Annotated in this window: 19 protein-coding genes; 11 read left to right on the forward strand and 8 right to left on the reverse strand. The window is 66.7% G+C overall.

Features of this window, described 5'->3' with window-relative positions; translation table 11 throughout:
- Positions 1–13: 13 nt before the first annotated feature.
- Together AAG813_RS13340 and AAG813_RS13345 are read right to left on the reverse strand one after the other, a co-directional pair.
- Complete coding sequence (locus AAG813_RS13340) at positions 14–382, reverse strand: glutaredoxin domain-containing protein (RefSeq protein WP_341916036.1); 369 nt, start codon at positions 380–382, stop codon at positions 14–16.
- Between the two features lie 179 nt (positions 383–561).
- A complete protein-coding gene (locus AAG813_RS13345; RefSeq protein WP_341916037.1) occupies positions 562–1,038 on the reverse strand; it encodes a hypothetical protein in 477 nt (158 codons plus the stop codon).
- Between the two features lie 306 nt (positions 1,039–1,344).
- On the opposite strand from AAG813_RS13345, the gene AAG813_RS13350 reads away from it, so the two are divergent.
- The 4 genes from AAG813_RS13350 (at position 1,345) to AAG813_RS13365 (ending at position 5,894) form a co-directional block, all read left to right on the forward strand.
- Positions 1,345–2,220, forward strand: coding sequence for an endonuclease/exonuclease/phosphatase family protein (locus tag AAG813_RS13350; RefSeq protein WP_341916038.1), 876 nt, complete (start codon positions 1,345–1,347; stop codon positions 2,218–2,220).
- Positions 2,221–2,254: 34 nt separating this feature from the next.
- The gene (gene clsB / locus AAG813_RS13355) at positions 2,255–3,526 is read left to right on the forward strand and encodes a cardiolipin synthase ClsB (RefSeq protein ID WP_341916039.1); all 1,272 of its coding nucleotides are present in this window, start codon (positions 2,255–2,257) and stop codon (positions 3,524–3,526) included.
- Positions 3,523–4,551, forward strand: a complete 1,029-nt coding sequence (locus AAG813_RS13360; protein WP_341916040.1) for a lysylphosphatidylglycerol synthase domain-containing protein — start codon at positions 3,523–3,525, stop codon at positions 4,549–4,551. Before clsB ends, AAG813_RS13360 begins: the two co-directional genes overlap by 4 nt.
- A gap of 356 nt (positions 4,552–4,907) precedes the next feature.
- Complete coding sequence (locus AAG813_RS13365) at positions 4,908–5,894, forward strand: TIGR03915 family putative DNA repair protein (RefSeq protein ID WP_341916041.1); 987 nt, start codon at positions 4,908–4,910, stop codon at positions 5,892–5,894.
- Positions 5,895–5,951: 57 nt separating this feature from the next.
- Here the strand turns inward: AAG813_RS13365 and AAG813_RS13370 are convergent, their stop codons facing one another.
- A complete protein-coding gene (locus AAG813_RS13370) occupies positions 5,952–6,263 on the reverse strand; it encodes a hypothetical protein (protein ID WP_341916042.1) in 312 nt (103 codons plus the stop codon).
- Between the two features lie 249 nt (positions 6,264–6,512).
- Between AAG813_RS13370 and minC the strand changes: the two genes are divergently transcribed.
- The 3 genes from minC (at position 6,513) to minE (ending at position 8,540) form a co-directional block, all read left to right on the forward strand.
- Positions 6,513–7,280 (forward strand): septum site-determining protein MinC, encoded by a 768-nt coding sequence (gene minC, locus AAG813_RS13375; RefSeq protein ID WP_341916043.1) that lies wholly within the window; start codon positions 6,513–6,515, stop codon positions 7,278–7,280.
- 174 nt (positions 7,281–7,454) lie between these two features.
- Positions 7,455–8,270 (forward strand): septum site-determining protein MinD, encoded by an 816-nt coding sequence (gene minD / locus AAG813_RS13380; protein ID WP_096670851.1) that lies wholly within the window; start codon positions 7,455–7,457, stop codon positions 8,268–8,270.
- A 6-nt stretch (positions 8,271–8,276) separates the two neighbouring features.
- Positions 8,277–8,540 carry a cell division topological specificity factor MinE gene (minE, locus tag AAG813_RS13385; protein WP_096699079.1) on the forward strand — a complete coding sequence of 88 codons (264 nt, stop codon included), beginning with the start codon at positions 8,277–8,279 and terminating at the stop codon, positions 8,538–8,540.
- Positions 8,541–8,657: 117 nt separating this feature from the next.
- Here minE and AAG813_RS13390 read toward each other — a convergent pair whose 3' ends face one another.
- Positions 8,658–9,614 (reverse strand): alpha/beta hydrolase, encoded by a 957-nt coding sequence (locus AAG813_RS13390; protein ID WP_341916044.1) that lies wholly within the window; start codon positions 9,612–9,614, stop codon positions 8,658–8,660.
- Between the two features lie 250 nt (positions 9,615–9,864).
- On the opposite strand from AAG813_RS13390, the gene AAG813_RS13395 reads away from it, so the two are divergent.
- Together AAG813_RS13395 and AAG813_RS13400 are read left to right on the forward strand one after the other, a co-directional pair.
- Positions 9,865–10,680 carry an alpha/beta hydrolase gene (locus AAG813_RS13395; RefSeq protein ID WP_341916045.1) on the forward strand — a complete coding sequence of 272 codons (816 nt, stop codon included), beginning with the start codon at positions 9,865–9,867 and terminating at the stop codon, positions 10,678–10,680.
- 43 nt (positions 10,681–10,723) lie between these two features.
- Positions 10,724–12,430, forward strand: a complete 1,707-nt coding sequence (locus tag AAG813_RS13400; RefSeq protein WP_341916046.1) for an AarF/UbiB family protein — start codon at positions 10,724–10,726, stop codon at positions 12,428–12,430.
- Between the two features lie 97 nt (positions 12,431–12,527).
- Here the strand turns inward: AAG813_RS13400 and AAG813_RS13405 are convergent, their stop codons facing one another.
- The 3 genes from AAG813_RS13405 to AAG813_RS13415 all read right to left on the reverse strand — a co-directional run bounded on the left by AAG813_RS13405 (position 12,528) and on the right by AAG813_RS13415 (position 14,507).
- Complete coding sequence (locus tag AAG813_RS13405; RefSeq protein ID WP_341916047.1) at positions 12,528–13,184, reverse strand: hypothetical protein; 657 nt, start codon at positions 13,182–13,184, stop codon at positions 12,528–12,530.
- A gap of 256 nt (positions 13,185–13,440) precedes the next feature.
- The gene (locus AAG813_RS13410) at positions 13,441–14,019 is read right to left on the reverse strand and encodes an NnrU family protein (protein ID WP_341916048.1); all 579 of its coding nucleotides are present in this window, start codon (positions 14,017–14,019) and stop codon (positions 13,441–13,443) included.
- A gap of 284 nt (positions 14,020–14,303) precedes the next feature.
- The gene (locus AAG813_RS13415; RefSeq protein WP_341916049.1) at positions 14,304–14,507 is read right to left on the reverse strand and encodes a hypothetical protein; all 204 of its coding nucleotides are present in this window, start codon (positions 14,505–14,507) and stop codon (positions 14,304–14,306) included.
- Between the two features lie 304 nt (positions 14,508–14,811).
- Here AAG813_RS13415 and AAG813_RS13420 point away from each other — a divergent pair, with 304 nt between their 5' ends.
- Positions 14,812–15,207: a response regulator transcription factor gene (locus AAG813_RS13420; RefSeq protein ID WP_341916050.1), complete on the forward strand. Its 396-nt coding sequence runs from the start codon at positions 14,812–14,814 to the stop codon at positions 15,205–15,207.
- 209 nt (positions 15,208–15,416) lie between these two features.
- Here the strand turns inward: AAG813_RS13420 and AAG813_RS13425 are convergent, their stop codons facing one another.
- Positions 15,417–15,830, reverse strand: a complete 414-nt coding sequence (locus tag AAG813_RS13425; RefSeq protein ID WP_341916051.1) for a VOC family protein — start codon at positions 15,828–15,830, stop codon at positions 15,417–15,419.
- Between the two features lie 116 nt (positions 15,831–15,946).
- Between AAG813_RS13425 and AAG813_RS13430 the strand changes: the two genes are divergently transcribed.
- On the forward strand, positions 15,947–16,582 hold the full coding sequence (locus AAG813_RS13430) for a hypothetical protein (RefSeq protein WP_341916052.1): 636 nt from the start codon (positions 15,947–15,949) through the stop codon (positions 16,580–16,582).
- Positions 16,583–16,604: the final 22 nt, after the last annotated feature.

Genomic DNA, 16,604 nt, shown 5'->3' on the forward strand with positions numbered 1-16,604 from the left:
CCTGAACTCCGCTTCAGCTGCCCAGCAGGGCCTTGAGTTCGCCGCTGGCAATCATCTTGTCGAGATCGGTCGCGCCGCCGATCAGCGTGCCGCGCACAAAGATCATGGGAAAGGTGGGCCAGCCGGTCCACATCTTCAGTGCATTGCGCTCGCGCCAGGTGTTGAGGTAGTTGCCGTATTCGAGGTAGTGGTGCGCTACCCCCACCGCATCCAGCGCGCGGCGCGCCTTGCGCGGAAACGGGTTCATGGCCATGCCGACCACCACCACCGGATGCGCGGCCACGGCGGCCTGCACTTCCTGCACGATGGCCTGCTCATGACGGGCGATCTTGCCCTGGATGGCCGGGTGGATGCGGGACTCATCAAGTATGGCGCGGGGCATGGGTCAATCCTTTCAGGGGGTGGGCGGCAGGGGTGTGGCCTGCCTGAGGCGACGCCGGAACCAGACGCAGCATACGGCACAGCGCGCAGACACCTGCAGCGCGGGCAAAAAAAAGGGCCGGGCCACCGGGGACATGCCCCGGCGGCCCGGCCCCGCTGGACCGTGTGGTCAGCGCAGGCTTATTTCGCCTCGAGGGAGCCCGAGCCCTGCACGTTCGCCTGGCCATTGCCGCGCGCGCTGGCAGGCAAGGCGTTCTGGATGCTGTTGCCGGCACGGCGGGCCGTGTTGCCCACCGCGTTGCCGGCGCGCGCACCGACCCGGGCCGTCGCATTGGCGCCGCGTTCAACCGCGTTTTCGGCGCGGTTGGCCGTGCGGCTCACTGTGCCCTTGACGCCGCTGCCCGAAACCTGGGCACCGGCACGTGTGTCGGTGTTGGCGCCCATCGAGCTGTCGCTGCGTGTGGCCGTGCCGTACGAGGAAGCGGTGGCGTTCACGCCAGCGCCTGCATTGGCACGCACGTCGCTGCTGATGTTGTTGTTGGCACCGGTGCGCACACCGACGTCAGCGCCAACGCTCACTTGCGCGTGGGCGGAAAAAGCCAGCGTGGCGGTCAGGGCCGCAGCGGCAGAGAGGGAACGCATGGAAAACTTGTTCATTTCAAACTCCTTGTGATGAAACAGGCAGGTCAGGACAGGTCGTGACCTTCTGAAGTAGCTGCCAGCCGGCAGGACGCCCCAAAAGGGAACTGCAGGCGCCAGTGCCTTGTCGGAACTGGGTAACTCAAATCTACTACCCCATGCGGCCCGGACCTGCCGGAAACCCCCTCTGACGGTCGTAGGACACCAACCTTTACAGACGCTTGACACGCGGGGGCAAGACCCGCCACACGGCAAATGAGCTTGCTGTCCTACAGCCTTTGGGCCGGGCCGCGCGACAATAGGGTTTTGCCCCTTCTGCGCGCCATGCCCTCTTCCGAAACACCTCTCCAGCCCAGCGAACCCGTGGCCCCCTCCGTCTCCGTGGTGGAAGCGCCGCCTGACGAGGCCGATGCACTGGCGCAGACCCAGCAGGCCATTGCCACCGCCGCCCTGAGTTTTTCCATCAAGGTCCTGACGGTCAACATCCACAAGGGCTTCACCTTCTTCAACCGCAAGTTCATCCTGCATGAACTGCGCGAAGCGGTGCGTACGGTCGGCGCCGACGTGGTGTTCCTGCAGGAGGTCACCGGCACCCACGCCCGCCACGAGAGCCGCGTCGCCAACTACCCGGCCACGCCGCATTACGAATTCCTCGCCGACACCATCTGGCCGCAGTTTGCCTACGGCCGCAACGCGGTGTACACCAACGGCCACCACGGCAATGCCGTGCTGTCGAAGTTTCCCATCGTCCACTTCGAGAACCGCGACGTGTCCATCAGCGGCCCCGAGCGCCGTGGCCTGCTGCACTGCGTGCTGGAAGTGCCGGGCCGCGACACGCATGTGCACGCGATCTGCGTCCACCTCGGCCTGGCCGAATCGCACCGCCTCAAGCAGCTGCACATGTTGTGCGACATGGTGCACAAGGACATCCCGGCCAGCGCGCCGGTGATCGCGGCCGGCGACTTCAACGACTGGCGCCGCCGCGCCCACGCCGTGCTCGAGCAGGGTGCCGCGATGCACGAGGTCTTCGTCAACGCCAACGGCAAGGCGGCGCGCACCTTCCCCGCACGTTTTCCGGTGCTGCCGCTGGACCGCATCTACGTGCGCAACGCGATCGGCCACTCGCCCGTCGTGCTGCCGCTCAAACCCTGGTCGCACCTGTCGGACCACGCACCGCTGGCCGCCGAAATCGAGTTCTGACCATGCATCAGGGGCCTGCACCGGAGACCACCTCATGAATGGACGCTGGGTCGCCGGCAACCGCTTCACCCTGCTGGAAAACGGCGAGGCCTTTTTCCCGCGGGTGTTCGAATGCATCGCAGCGGCCGAGCACGAGGTGCTGCTGGAGACCTTCATCCTGTTTGAAGACAAGGTCGGCCTGGCGCTGCAGAAAGTGCTGCTGACCGCTGCGCGGCGCGGCGTGCGGATTGACATCACCATCGACGGCTACGGTTCTCCGGACCTCTCGCCGGCCTACATCCTGGCGCTGACGCAAGCCGGCGTGCGGGTGCATGTGTTCGACCCCAGCCCCCGCCTGTGGGGCTACCGCACCAACCTGTTTCGCCGCATGCACCGCAAGATCGTGGTGGTCGACGGCAAACGCGCCTTCGTCGGCGGCATCAACTATTCGGCCGACCACCTCGCGGACTTCGGGCCCGAAGCCAAGCAGGACTATGCGGTTGAAGTGGAAGGGCCGCTGGTCGCCGAGGTCCAGCAGTTTGTCCGGGCCCAGCTGCTGCTCGGCCAGCACCCGCCGGGCAGCCGGTTGGGCCAGCTTCTCAAGCGCCAGCCGGCCCCCTCCGTCGCGCCCGCCAGCCCCCCGCCGCCGGCTGCCGGCCCTTCCGACGCCATCTTCGTGACACGCGACAACGTGGAACACCAAAGCGACATCGAGCGCCACTACCGCATCGCCATCCGCGGCGCGCGCCGCCGCATCATCATCGCCAATGCCTACTTCTTTCCGGGCTACCGTCTGCTCAGGCAGCTGCGCAAGGCGGCGCGGCGCGGGGTGGACGTGCGCCTCATCCTGCAGGGCGAACCCGACATGCCGATTGTCAAGATCGCGGCGGGCCTGCTGTATCACCACCTGCTGGCCGCCGGCGTCAAGATCTACGAATACCACGACCGACCGCTGCACGGCAAGGTCGCACTGACCGACGACGAATGGTCCACCGTCGGCTCCAGCAACCTCGATCCGCTGAGCCTGTCGCTGAACCTGGAAGCCAACGTCATCATCAAGGACCGCGCCTTCAACCAGCATCTGGGCGAGCACCTGGAACAGCTGATGCAAAACAGCTGCACGCAGATCCACGCCAGGGACGTGGCCGAAACCGGCCTCTGGGTCAGCGTGCGCAGCTTCCTGGTGTTCCATTTGCTGCGGCGCTACCCGGCCTGGTTTGGCTGGCTGCCGGCCCACACGCCGCGCCTGACACTGGCCGAAAAACTGCTGGGCCAGACGGACGTGGACGTGAAAATCAGCCATGTCAACGAAGGCAGGGTCTCATGAACAACACGGCGCCCGCCTTGCCGGACCCGCGCCGCCCGAAGAAGGCAGGCATCACCGGCAAGGTCTGGTGGCCCTGGCTCAAACGGGTCGCCACGCTGGTGTTTTTTGCCCTGGTGGCCTGGCTGCTGGTCGAGCAGGGCCGCGCCATCGACTGGCGGGAGGTGTTTGCTGCGCTGCGCGCCTACCCGCCGGCGCTGCTGCTGGGCGCGGTGGCGCTGGCCGCCCTGAGCCTGGGCCTGTACAGCTGCTTTGACCTGCTGGGGCGGCATTACACCGGCCACACGCTGCGCGCGCCCACGGTGATGCTGGTGACCTTCATCAGTTATGTGTTCAACCTGAACCTCGGCTCGCTGGTGGGCGGCGTGGCCTTCCGTTACCGGCTTTATTCGCGGCTGAAGCTGGACACCGGCACCATCACCCGGATCCTGTCACTCAGCATGCTGACCAACTGGACCGGTTACCTGTTCCTGGGCGGCCTGATCTTCGCCTTTGCCACGCCCGCCTTGCCGCCCGGCTGGAAGATGGGCAGCGGCGGCCTGCAGGTCCTGGGGTTTGCGCTGCTGGCAACCGCCGCGGCCTACCTGCTGCTGTGCACCCTGTCGCGCCAGCGCAGCATCACCCTGCGCGGTCACCGGCTGGAGCTGCCCTCCGGCAGGATGGCACTGTTGCAGGTGGCCATGGGAGCGACGAACTGGCTGATCATGAGCAGCCTGGTGTTTCTGCTGCTGCAGCAGAAAATCGCCTTTGCAGCGGTGGCCGGCGTGTTGCTGGTGGCCGCCGTGGCAGGTGTCATCGCCCATGTGCCCGCCGGCCTGGGCGTGCTGGAAGCGGTGTTTGTGGCCCTGCTCTCGCATGCCATGCCCACCCACCAGCTGCTGGCTGCCCTGGTGGCCTACCGGGTCATCTATTACCTGGTGCCCCTGGTGCTCGCCACCGTGATCTACCTGGTCATGGAAGTGCGGGCCAAAAAAATGGCGCCAACAACCGCCCCGGCCAAATCTGCCGCGGCCGAAGCTTCCAGCTAGGGCCTGTTGACGGTGTTTAGACACCGTTGTCGCCGTGTTTTGCCTTGAAAGACAGGACATGGGACAGGTCCGGTCCGTCCAGGACTGGTCAAAATCCGCAAACCACTGTATATTGATACAGTGATTAAGCCGCCCCACCCCGCCCAACCGGTCACCGCTGCCCGCTCCGGGCATGGCGCCCGACCAGCAAGCGTCGCAGCCCTGTGGCTGGCCGCGCCGGCCGCACTTCCGTTTTTCAGCGCCCCGGCCGCGCCCCGGCCTGCCGTGCAATCAGCCTCCCGGACTACAGCGCCAGACCCCTCACCACGCGCACCATCGGGACAAGGTGGCCACCCCCGCCACACAAGGAGCACGGCATGGGCATGATGAGTGATCCCCTGACCAACGACCTGTTCCCGCAGGCGCTGCTGACCGTCACGCTGCAGGGCCCGGGCGACCTGGAGGGTTTCCGGCGCGCCGCGCGCGGCCTGCTGGCCCAACAGATTCTGCCCGCGCAGGTCAGCTGGCAAAGCGCGGAGGTGCCGGTGCAAAGCCCGCTGACCACGACGCCGGACCACTCCACTGCCGCCAGCGATGCCCCCGCGGTCCAAGTGCCGCCCGAGTTTGTGGCCCTGTGCGAAAGCGCCATCCTTCATGCCGACCCCCGGCGCTTTGGCCTGCTGTATCGCCTGCTGTGGCGCCTGGTGCATGAGCCCGGCCTTCGCCACGACCCGCTCGACGCCGACCGGGTTGAGGCCCAGCAGATGGCGCAGGCAGTGCGCGACGAGATGCACGCGATGAAAGCCTTTGTGCGTTTTCACAGCGTGCAGGACGAAAGCTTTCGCAACCACCCCGAAGGCGGGCCCCTGCATGTGGCGTGGGTCGAGCCCGAGCACCATCTGGTCGAAGCCATGGCGGTATTTTTTGCGCGGCGTTTCGCGCAGATGCGCTGGGCCATCCTCACCCCCGCGCGCAGCGCGCAGTGGGACGGCGCCCGGCTGCATTTCGGCCCGGGCGTCCCCCAGGCCGACGCGCCCCTGCCCGACGCCGGTGAAAAGCGCTGGCTTGCCTGCTACGAGCGCACCTTCGCGCCGACGCGGCTGCCGGGTTCGGGCCTGCAAAAGGCCCTGCCGCGCAGACCGCGGCGCAAGCTGCCGGAAGCCGGGCGGCTCCACCCGCTGGTTTCGGCCGCGCACCAGCGCAGCCCCCGCCTTGGGACGCAGCCCGCCACTCGCCTGGCCAGACGGGTGGCTCAGCCCCGGGCCGCGCTGGCCATCCCCGCGCAAGCGCCGGGCGCGCCGACGCAGCTGTCATTCGACGAACGGGCCGCCACACCGGACGCCCTGCAGCAGCTACTTATTTGATAGCTGGTAGCGCACGTTACATATGGGCTGCGGGTCGATTTGTTTCCACAATCCGGGTCAACGCCCCGGCGCGCCGGAGGCCGGCAGCGCGGGTGCCGAGGCGGGCGCCTGCGGCCCGGGCAGCGGCAACACCACGCTGCGGCCATCGGCCGGGGGCTGCTCGGCCGGCTGCACCGGCCGTGTGGTCGAGTCGCGCGGGTCCGGCTCCACCGGCGGCGCTGGCGGCAGGTTGCGGCGGAACTCCGGGTTGCGGTTGATGCGCGGGGCAGGCACGGGCGGGTCGGCCGGGGGCGCCACCTGCGCAAGCGCCGCGCCGCCGGCCAGCCAGAGCGGCAACAGCACCAAGGGGGACACAAGCAGCTTTTTCATGGGACTTCTTCTCCATACGCCAGGCGAGGGGTGCAGCACAGGCACCCACCATCAAACCAGTTTAAGAGCGTGGCCGCGGCTTCGCCATGACCCAGCGCAAGCACATGCAGCAACTGTTGCAGGAGGTTTCATTCCCACACAACTGCACGCAGGCGCGCCGTGGCCCGCTGTTAAGATTCGTCCCTTTCAGACCCGTCTGAATCGCCCGTTTTTCCTCTCCTTTCCGCGACGACGCGACGCCTATCTCCCATGACCGTTGCCATCCCGGCCAGCACCCCCGCCACCTTCGAAATCAAAAGCGCCAACCTGCCCCTGGTGGCGCTGCTTCTCAAGTCCTCCGACCTCAGCGCCCTGTCGCGCGAGATGGCGCTGCGCTTCGGCGACATCCCTGATTTTTTCGACAACGACCCGCTGGTCATCGACCTGTCGCAGCTGCCTCCTGATGCGGCCACGGTTGATTTTGCGGCGCTGCTCGCGCTGCTGCGCCCCTACCGCGTCGCCCCCCTGGCAGTACGCGGCGGCAACCCGGCGCAACTGGCCGCAGCCCTGGCGGCCGGGCTGGTCGCCGCGCCCGACGCCCGTGTCGTCAGCGCCCCTGCCGCCGCGCCGGCACCGCCCGCGCGCAGCAAGGCAGCCGCCCCGGTTGCGGAAACCCCCCCCGCGCCGGCCCCCGGCGCCCTCGTGATCGACAAGCCGCTGCGCTCCGGCCAGCAGGTCTATGCCCGCGGGCGCGATCTGGTCGTGCTGGCCATGGTCAACGCCGGCGCCGAGGTCATTGCCGACGGCCACATCCACGTGTATGCACCGCTGCGCGGCAAGGCCATGGCCGGCGCGCGCGGCAACACCGAGGCGCGCATTTTTGCGCTGAGCCTGGAGCCCGAGCTGCTGTCGATTGCCGGCATCTACCGCACCAGCGAAAACCCGCTGCCCGAAGGCGTATGGGGCCAGCCCACACAGGTGCGCCTGGTGCCCGGCCCAGAGGGCGACAAGCTCGTCATGGATCTGATCAAGGCGTGACCATGAGCCCCCACGTTCGCTCACTGCGTGTAGCTCTCTGCCCCCCGAGGGGGCCGCTGCGCCTGCGGCCCGGCGAAGCCGGTTCCGCGGCCCCTGCTGAAAAACGCGGGTGCGTCCGCCCACGCTGACCTGAACTCTCATCTGATACTTCGAAATTCAAAAGGACTTTTACGCATGGCAAAAATCATTGTGGTCACCTCCGGCAAGGGCGGCGTGGGCAAAACCACCACCAGCGCCAGCTTTGCAACCGGCCTGGCCCTGCGCGGGCACAAAACCGCCGTCATCGACTTCGACGTCGGCCTGCGCAACCTCGACCTGATCATGGGCTGCGAACGCCGCGTGGTGTACGACCTGATCAACGTGATCCAGGGCGAAGCCAACCTGCACCAGGCCCTGATCAAGGACAAGCAGTGCGACAACCTCTACGTGCTGGCCGCCTCGCAGACGCGCGACAAGGAAGCGCTGAGCAAGGAAGGGGTCGAGAAGGTGCTCAACGACCTGGCCGACATGGACTTTGAATACATCGTCTGCGACTCGCCGGCCGGCATCGAGACCGGTGCGCTGATGGCCATGCATTTTGCCGACGAAGCGCTCGTCGTGACCAACCCCGAGGTGTCCTCGGTGCGTGACTCCGACCGCATCCTCGGCATGTTGTCGTCCAAAACCAAACGCGGCATGGCGGGCGGCGATCCGATCAAAGAGCACCTGCTGATCACGCGTTACAACCCCAGCCGCGTGGACCAGGGCCAGATGCTGTCGCTGGAAGACATCAAGGACATCCTGCGCATCAAGCTGATCGGCGTGATCCCCGAGTCCGAGGCGGTGCTGCAAGCCTCCAACCAGGGCGTGCCCGCCGTCCACATGGAAGGCAGCGACGTGTCCGAAGCCTACAAGGACATGATTGCCCGCTTCCTCGGCGAAGACAAGCCGCTGCGTTTCATCGACGCGCCCAAGGTCGGCTTCTTCAAACGCGTGTTTGGAGGGAAATAACCCGCCATGGCCTCTTTCCTCTCCTTCCTGCTCGGCGAAAAGAAAAAAACCGCCAGCGTCGCCAAAGAGCGGCTGCAGATCATCCTCGCGCACGAACGCTCCGGCCGTCACAGCCACGAGCCCGACTACCTGCCGGCACTGCAGCGTGATTTGATCGCGGTGATCTCCAAATACATCAACATCAATCCGGCCGACATCAAGGTCAACCTCGAGCGCCAGGACAACCTCGACGTGCTCGAAGTCAAGATCGAGCTGCCCGACGGCAAGTAGCGGACTTGTCATTGCGGACGCGATCCGCAATCCATGCCGCATCAACCATCAGCTTGTTCGTGCTGCATGGATGCCGGGTCAGGCCCGGCATGACACCGCAGGGCCTGCCGCCCCGGCTTACAGCCCGAGAAACGTCTTCACCACCGCCACCGTGCGCGCCGGGTCTTCCTCGTGCGGCACGTGGCCCAGCTCGTCGAACACCACCAGCCGGCTGCCGGTGATGTCGCGCGCAAAACGCTGGCCGAACTCCAGGGGAATCAGCCGGTCCTGCCCGCCCCAGAGGATCAGCGTGGGGATGGCCAGCGTTTTCAGCCCGGCCACCTCGCCGGAGTAGCCCTGGTCCATGCGCCGGCCCAGCGCCTGGCGGTTGCCCGCGCGCAGGGTCATGTCGCGGTAGAGGTCCACCAGTTCGGGCGTGACTTTCGAAGGATCGCCATACACATTGCGCACGCTTTTTTCCACAATGCTGCGCGGCAACGTGTACTGCGTCAGCACCCGCAGCGCGGGCATGCGTGCAATGCGAAAGCCCAGCGGCAACGAGGGCGGCACGCTGGCCGACTCCGGCGAATACCCGCTGGCATCCACCAGCACCAGCCGCGCCACACGCTGCGGCAACGCCACCGCTGTCGCCCAGGCCACCTGCCCGCCCAATGAATTGCCGGCCAGCACAAAACGCTGCACGCCCAGCTGGTCCACGACGGCGGTGACGAAGCGCACGTAGGCTTCGACCGAATAGTCGTTCTGCCGGTTCGGCCCGGTCAGCGCAAAACCCGGCAGATCAAAACGGATCACGCGCCGCTGCCCGCGCAAAGCCGCGGCCCAGCCCTCCCAGGTGTGCAGGCTGGCCGAGGTGCCGTGGATCAGCACGATGGGCAGCGGGTCGTCCCTCGGCCCCTCGTCGCGCAGGTGCACCTGCATGCCGTCGATGGTGATGAACTGCGAGGGCGGCTGCGCCCAGCGCGGCTTGAGCGCCTCCACCGGCTGGTCCGGCGCCCAGGTGGCCACCAGCGCCACCGCGGCGAGCACCAACAAGGCGGCTATAAAAAAGAGAAGGCTTCGGAAAAACAGTCTCATGAAGGGGCTCCCGCCTGCGGCCTGGTGACGATGGCCAAGTCTAAGGTGTAGCCCCGCTTCCCGTGATGGGTCCGCGCAGCATGCCCCGCCTGAGCCCCGCACCGCACCGCGCCGCGCCGTCGCCGTTCCCATGTTCATGGGGTGGCGGCGCATGGTCATCCGCCCGGCTTTTGCCTAAACTGCAACAGCGTCCACAACCCCTGCACAGCCGCCTCCGGTGGCAGCCCGCAGCCCACCAGGAAGAAAACCCATGCAGCGTCGCCTGTTCTCCCTCCTTGCCCTTGGGGCCTTCGCGCTGGCCGCGGCCTTCACCACCACAGACAGCCACGCCCAGGAGCGCATCGGCGTACTCATGCTTCACGGCAAGAACCCGGGCAACAACCGGGACCCGAACTTCAGCCCGCTGAAAGACACTTTCGAACGCCAGGGCTGGCTCGCCACCGTGCCCGACATGCCCTGGTCGCGCGGCCGTTACCTCGACGGCGGGCTGGACAAGGCCATGGCCGAAATCGCCGGTCACATCAAAGGCCTGCGCGACCAGGGCGCGACCAAAATCGTGATCATCGGCCACAGCATGGGTGTGCCCACCAGCATGGCGCATGCCGCGCGCGGCGGCGATGTGGATGCGCTGATCGGGCTGGCGCCCGGCCACGCGCCGGTGGGTTATTACACCCAGCCCTGGGGCAAGCCGGTGCACGACAGCATCAACGAAGCGCGCGCGCTGGTGGCTGCCGGCAAAGGTGACACGCGTGAACGCTTCAGCGACGTCAACCAGGGCCGCCAGCAAACCGTGGTCTCCACGGCCAAGGACTACCTGTCCTACTTCGACCCGACCTCCGACGCCGAAATGTCGGTCACCGCGCCGCGCATCCCGGCCAAGGTCCCGGTCATGACGGTGATCGGCGAGAAGGACCCGCTGTTCAGGGCGATCAAGGCCTACTACGTCGACAAGCTGCCGGCCAACCCGAAGAACCAGTTTCTGGAAGTCTCGGGCGGCCACCTCGACACACCGCGGGTCGCCAGCGACGCGATCATCGCCTGGATCAAGACCGCCGTGGCGCCCTGAGCCCGCCGGCCGCCCCGCCCCAGCGCGCGGCTATCATCCCCCCATGCTGACAGAGACTCTGGGCGCGGCGCGCGACATGGGGCGCCTCAACGACATTGCCGGTGTGCTGATCCGCCACGGCTTCGGCGACAGCGTGCGCCGGCTCGGCCTGGCCGACCGGCTCGAGCGCGCGGGCCACGCCCTCAAGTGGGAGCATGCCGCCGACCTGGCCCGTATCGAGCCGCCCGTGCAGGTGCGCCTGGCGCTGGAAGAACTGGGCCCGGCCTTTGTCAAGCTCGGGCAGATCCTGGCCGGCCGCGCCGACCTGTTTGGCCCCGAGTGGATTGCCGAGTTTGAAAAACTCCACAACCACGTGCCCGCCGTGCCCTTCGAGCTGTTGCGGCCGCAACTGCGCGAAGACCTGGGCGGCGAGCCCGAAGAAGTTTTTGCCCGCTTCGACACCGAGCCGCTGGCCGCCGCGTCGATCGCCCAGGTGCACCGCGCACAGCTGAAAGACGGCACCGAGGTCGTCGTCAAGATACGCCGCCCCGGCATCACCGCGGTGATCGAGGCCGACCTGCGCCTGCTCGGCCGCCTGGCCGCGCTGGTGGAAGCGGAAATGCCCGCCCTCAAGCCCTACCACCCGCAGCAGCTGGTGCGCGAGCTGGTCAAATCATTGCGCCGCGAGCTGGACCTGGCCGGCGAGTGCCGCCACGCCGAACGCATTGCAGCCAACATGGCGCCGCTGCCGTGGATCGTCATTCCGCGGGTGCACTGGGCGCACACCGGCGAACGCGTGAACGTGCAGGACTTCGTGGGCGGCATCCCCGGCGACCGGCTCGACCAGCTGACCCCCGAGGCCGGCTTTGACCGCACCCTGCTGGCCCAGCGCGGCGCGCGCGCCGTGCTCAAAATGATTGTGGAAGACGGCTTCTTCCACGCCGACCCGCACCCCGGCAACGTGTTTTACCTGCCCGGCAACGGCATTGCCTTCATCGACTTCGGCATGGTTGGGCGCCTGTCCGAGCGCCGGCGCGAAGAGCTGCTGCAGCTGCTGCTGGGTCTGGTCGAACGGCAGGCGCCAGCCGTAGCCGACGTGCTGATGGACTGGACCGGCGACAGCCACGGCATCAACCTCGGGCAGCTCGAAACCGAGATCGAGGCCTTTGTCGACCAGTACCACGGCACGCCGCTGGCCGAGCTCAGCCTGGGCCAGATGCTGGCCGACGTCACCACCCTGCTGCGCGAGCACCACCTGGGCCTGCCGCCGGACCTGGCGCTGCTGATCAAGGCCTTCATCTCGCTCGAGGGCATGGGCCGCGGGCTGGACCCGGGCTTTCACATGGCCACCGAGGCCACGCCCATGCTGCGTCAGGTGCTGCGCGCCCGCTACCAGCCCGAGGTGCTGGCCGGCCGCGCCTGGAAGACCCTGCGCCGCACCCTGGCCGTGGCCGAACAGCTGCCGCACGACGTCTCGCGCCTGCTGCGCAACGCGCGCCGCGGCCACCTGAGCGTCGGTATCGAACTGGCCCACCTCAAACGCGTGGGCGACCAGGTGGACCGCGCCGCCAACCGCCTGGCCATGGCGCTGATCATTGCCGCACTCATCATCGGCTCGTCCATCGTCATGACCGTCAAAGGCGGCCCGACGCTGATGGGCCTGCCGGTGTTCGGCTTTCTCGGCTTCACCGGCGCCATGCTGGGCGGCGTGTGGCTGGTGCGCGCCATCTGGCGCAGCAGCCGCGGGCGCGACATCGACGACGCGGACTGAACTTCCCAAAAAAAAAAGCAGCATCCGCCTCTCGGCACATGCTGCTTGGGCTGAAGGCCCCGCAAGCCGTTGAACGCTCTGGGCGCCTGAAGCCCCTTTAACGGGCCGGGGCCTCGCCCTGAATGGCAGCACCCACCTCGGCATCCGCTTTCGCTTTGGCCTTTGCTTTGGCCTTGGCCTGGCTGCTGGCAGCCTTGGCCGCGCCGGCGCCACTTTTCACTTCGGCCTTGCCGGCCTGCGCCACGCGCTTGCCGCTGGACGTGGCTGCATCGCCTGCCGCTTCGGCCGTGCCCTGCACGCCCCCCAGCACCTTGCCACCACCCTCGGTGGCGCTGTTGGCCGCGCCCGAGGCGCTGATGCCGCCCCCGGCCTGCGCACCGGCAGCCGCCGAGCCAACAGCACCTGCAGGCGCCCTGTTCTCTTGCGCGGTCGCATTGCCATTGGCCCCTGCGCGCACGCCGGCCTCCAGGCCCACGCCGGCATTGGCGGTGCCGCCAGCGGGCTGCACGGCCGTGTTCGCGCCAATGCCTGCACCCACGCCAGCACCCAGCGCCGGGCCGGCGGCCACGGTCACGCCGGTAGCGCCGCGCACGGCACCGTCCAGATTCACCAGGCCGCCAGCCTGCGCGGAAAGACCCCAGACCATGGCCGTGGTCAGCACCATCAGCGAAGGAAGGGCCCGCAAAGCCCGTGGCCGGGCCACGGCTGCCAGAGCTGGGGAAAGGTCAGACTGAAATTTGTTGAAACGGATCATTGAAGCTCCTGCTGTTGAAGAAGCGTTCATCTTCCAACGCCAGAATGTTCACTGAGTGTCGGCTTCGTTGGCTTTGTAAGGTGATGCGTGGCCACCACCGGACGGGCGCTTTAACGCAAGTGAACGCTGACATCGACAACCATCTTCACCATGCGGAACGGTCCTGCCGGCCAGATGTAGCGGATGTCACCATTCACTACCCGCATTCCCGCCCGGCTCGGGCCCTGGCCACCGGCACAGGCCCTGCCGGCCCCTGTCAGCCGACCGGGCGGATGCCGATCAGGTAGCCGTGCGCCCAGAAAGCAAACACCGCCCAGGCCGCCGCGCCCACCACCACCGTGATCGCCGTGCCGGCCGGAGTGCCCGCCGGATACACGGTGCCCGCAGCCCGGTCGCGCGCCCGCGCCGCCCTAAAACTCAGCGCCGCCCACACCAGGAAGGCGCCGAACAGCACCATGTGCGCCACATTGCCGTTGGCCAGCAGGTGGGCCAGCGCCCACACCTTCACGCCCAGCACCATGGGGTGATGCAGCCGCGCCTTGATCGCGTTGCGCGGCACGTAGGTGGCCGCCAGCAATATGAACGCGATCAGCGTCAGCAGCGAGGCCAGGTGCCGCATGCCTCTTGGCGGCATCCACAGCTGCACCGGCTGTTGCCGCGCCAGGCCAAAGCCCCACACGATCAGCACAAAACCGACGATGGACAGCAGCGCATAAACCGCCTTCCAGGGCAGCTCACCCACGCGGCCTATGGTCGCCGTGCGCCAGCCGTCGGCCACGATGCGTATGGAATGCACGCCCAGAAAAAGCACCAAGCCCAGAATCAGTATTGCCACCGCCATCTCCTCAAAGTATGGAAGCGATTATGAGCGCCCGCGGCGCGCGCCGTCACGCCGTGCGGGTTGGACTGGTTAAGCTGGCTGGCGCCATGCCGCTACTGAATTCGTAGCTGGTGGCGCAGGTGAATAAAGGGCTGGAGGCCGATTTGGGTTGTAAAAAAGGGGCTACGGAGATTTCCATCAACCATGACCAGCCACCCACCACCGTTCGCCCTGAGCCTGTCGAAGGGCTTCGACAGCTCAGTCCGAACGGGGAAGCACCAGCCCCCGAACCCGCCGCCTCAATGCCCGGTGGTTTTCCCGCGCCGCGCCTGCGTCTGGTTGCCGCCGCCCACATGCGCCTCGCGGTCGCTGCGGCTGTCGGGCGTGCGTTTGCCCTGGTTCAGCTGGGTGGCGTCCTGCTCGCCCATCTTGTTGGCGTCGTTCTCCACCTTGCCGGTGTGGGCGGTCTGTTTGTCACGCGGGTTCTGCTTGCTGCTGGACATGTGGTGCACTCCTTGGAATGAAGGGGAAAAGGTCCAGACACCGGCCATGTTGCCGGCTCCGGCCATGGCGTCAAGTTACGCTTTTTTGGCTGCGTGTTCTTGTTTTATGTCATACAGGCCCGCTTGAAAACACGGCCAACCAGGCCCCGGCGGCACGCCCCCGGCCGGCCAGCGCCGCAGGCAGGCAGCGGCCCCTCCGGATGGTTTTCCGGGCTGGCCCCATCCTTGTGTAGACTCCCCTGAGGAATTTTCTGCACCCGCCCGCCTGTTGCCCAGGCGGCTCTTCTCTTCAACCGGTCCCCCGATGCGCCTGAGAATCTTTCTGGTCGAAGACAGCCCCGTCATCCGCGCCAACCTGGCCGAGTCCCTCGAAGAGCTGGTGGGCGCCCGCGTGGTGGGCGGAGCCAGCACCGAAGACGAGGCCCGCCAATGGCTGGCCGACCACCCCACCGACTGGGACCTGGCCGTGGTCGACCTGTTCCTATTGCAGGGCAACGGCCTGAATGTGGTCAAAAGCTGCGGCAACCGCGACCTGCGGCAAAAAATCGTCGTGCTCACCGGCTACGCCACCCCGGCCATGCGTCAGCGCTGCCTGGCCGCAGGCGCCGACGCCGTGTTCGACAAAGCCACCGAGATCGACGAGTTCACCCGTTACGCCACCGACGAGGTGGAGCGCGTAGCCGGCGAAACACGCTGGTGAGCAACCGCATCGCCGCACTCAATTGCTATTGATTCAATAGCTGCAGCCGCAGGTAAGGCAAGGGCTGAGGCCCGATTTGGCATGTACCCCGAAAGGGACGCCAGCTTTCCCCCGGAAACCTGGCGGGGCGTCGCCCAGCCGCTCGTGCTGTCATCCCGGACTCGATCCGGGATCCATGCCACGCCCACCTGCGCTGGCCCAGGCAAGCCTCAGCCTGCCGCCTCGGTAAAACACATCGCCTCGATCTTGTGGCCGTCCAGGTCGCGCACAAAGGCCGCGTAATACGTCGGCGTGTAGTGCGGCCGCAAACCGGGCGGCCCGTCACACAACGCGCCCAAGGCCAGCGCCTGCGCATGAAAGGCATCCACCTCGGCCGGCGAGTTGGCCAGAAAACAGATGTGGGTGCCGTTGCCCGGCGCAGCCCGCCCGCCATCGAGCGGCCGCCCCACCCAGAACTCCGGAAAGGCCCGGCCATAAGCCACCGACTCGCCATGCGTCATGACCTGCTTGATCTGCAGCGTGCCCAGCACCGCGTCATAAAACGCCCTGGCGCGCGGGTAGTCGTTGGTGCCTATGGAGAGGTGGGAGATGACGCTGGGTGGGAGGTCGGAGGGATCGGACATGATGACTCCTCGAAAGTTAAATGGGGCGAAAAGTTTAACAAGACGCAAGCTTTTGGTTGGGGAAAATGCCTTGCGGTATCGTTAAGCCATAAACACAAAAAGCAAGGGAGGTCATGATGGGCTTGATAGACCACGACGACATGAACGAGGGCCGCCAGCGCCCTTTTAGCCCGCCTCCCGAACGATTTGGCACGCTGAGCAAGGTCCTCATCTTCTTGGTACTGCTTTTCTTCCTCTACACAGTCGCAGACTGGAAGTTAAACCAGCATGCCGCCAAGCCAGCCAGTACATCGCTCGCAACGACACCGGCGCCGGTCTCACGTCCTGCTCCATCAGCTGCTCCCTCGGTTCCACCAACACCCGCCCGCTCAAGCGCAACCGAAGCGCCGGAAGGCGCGCGCAGTGTCACCAAGTGCATCGTCAATGGCAAAACCAGCTACGGCGATAAAAGCTGCGCTAGCGGGGCAAAAGCAACTCAGATTGTCACCAAGGAAAATCACAACCTCATGGCCGCCGTGCGCGCGCCGGCGATCACAAAGTCAGAAGAATCTGCACAACCATCAGCAGCCATCGCCCAAAGTGATCACGACCTTGATCAAGCGGCAATGAAGGCTGAATGCAAGGCCTTGGACGAGCGCATCAAATACCTAGACGCAATGGCGCGCCAGCCGCAAAGCGGGCAAACGCAAGACGGGATTCGCGAGGAGCGAAAAAAAGCGCGCGACCGGCAGGCGCGCATTCCCTGTCGGTAGAGCTAACCGAGCACGAGCGCCC

The sequence above is a fragment of the Polaromonas sp. YR568 genome (assembly GCF_943371715.1).
Lineage (GTDB): Bacteria > Pseudomonadota > Gammaproteobacteria > Burkholderiales > Burkholderiaceae_C > Polaromonas.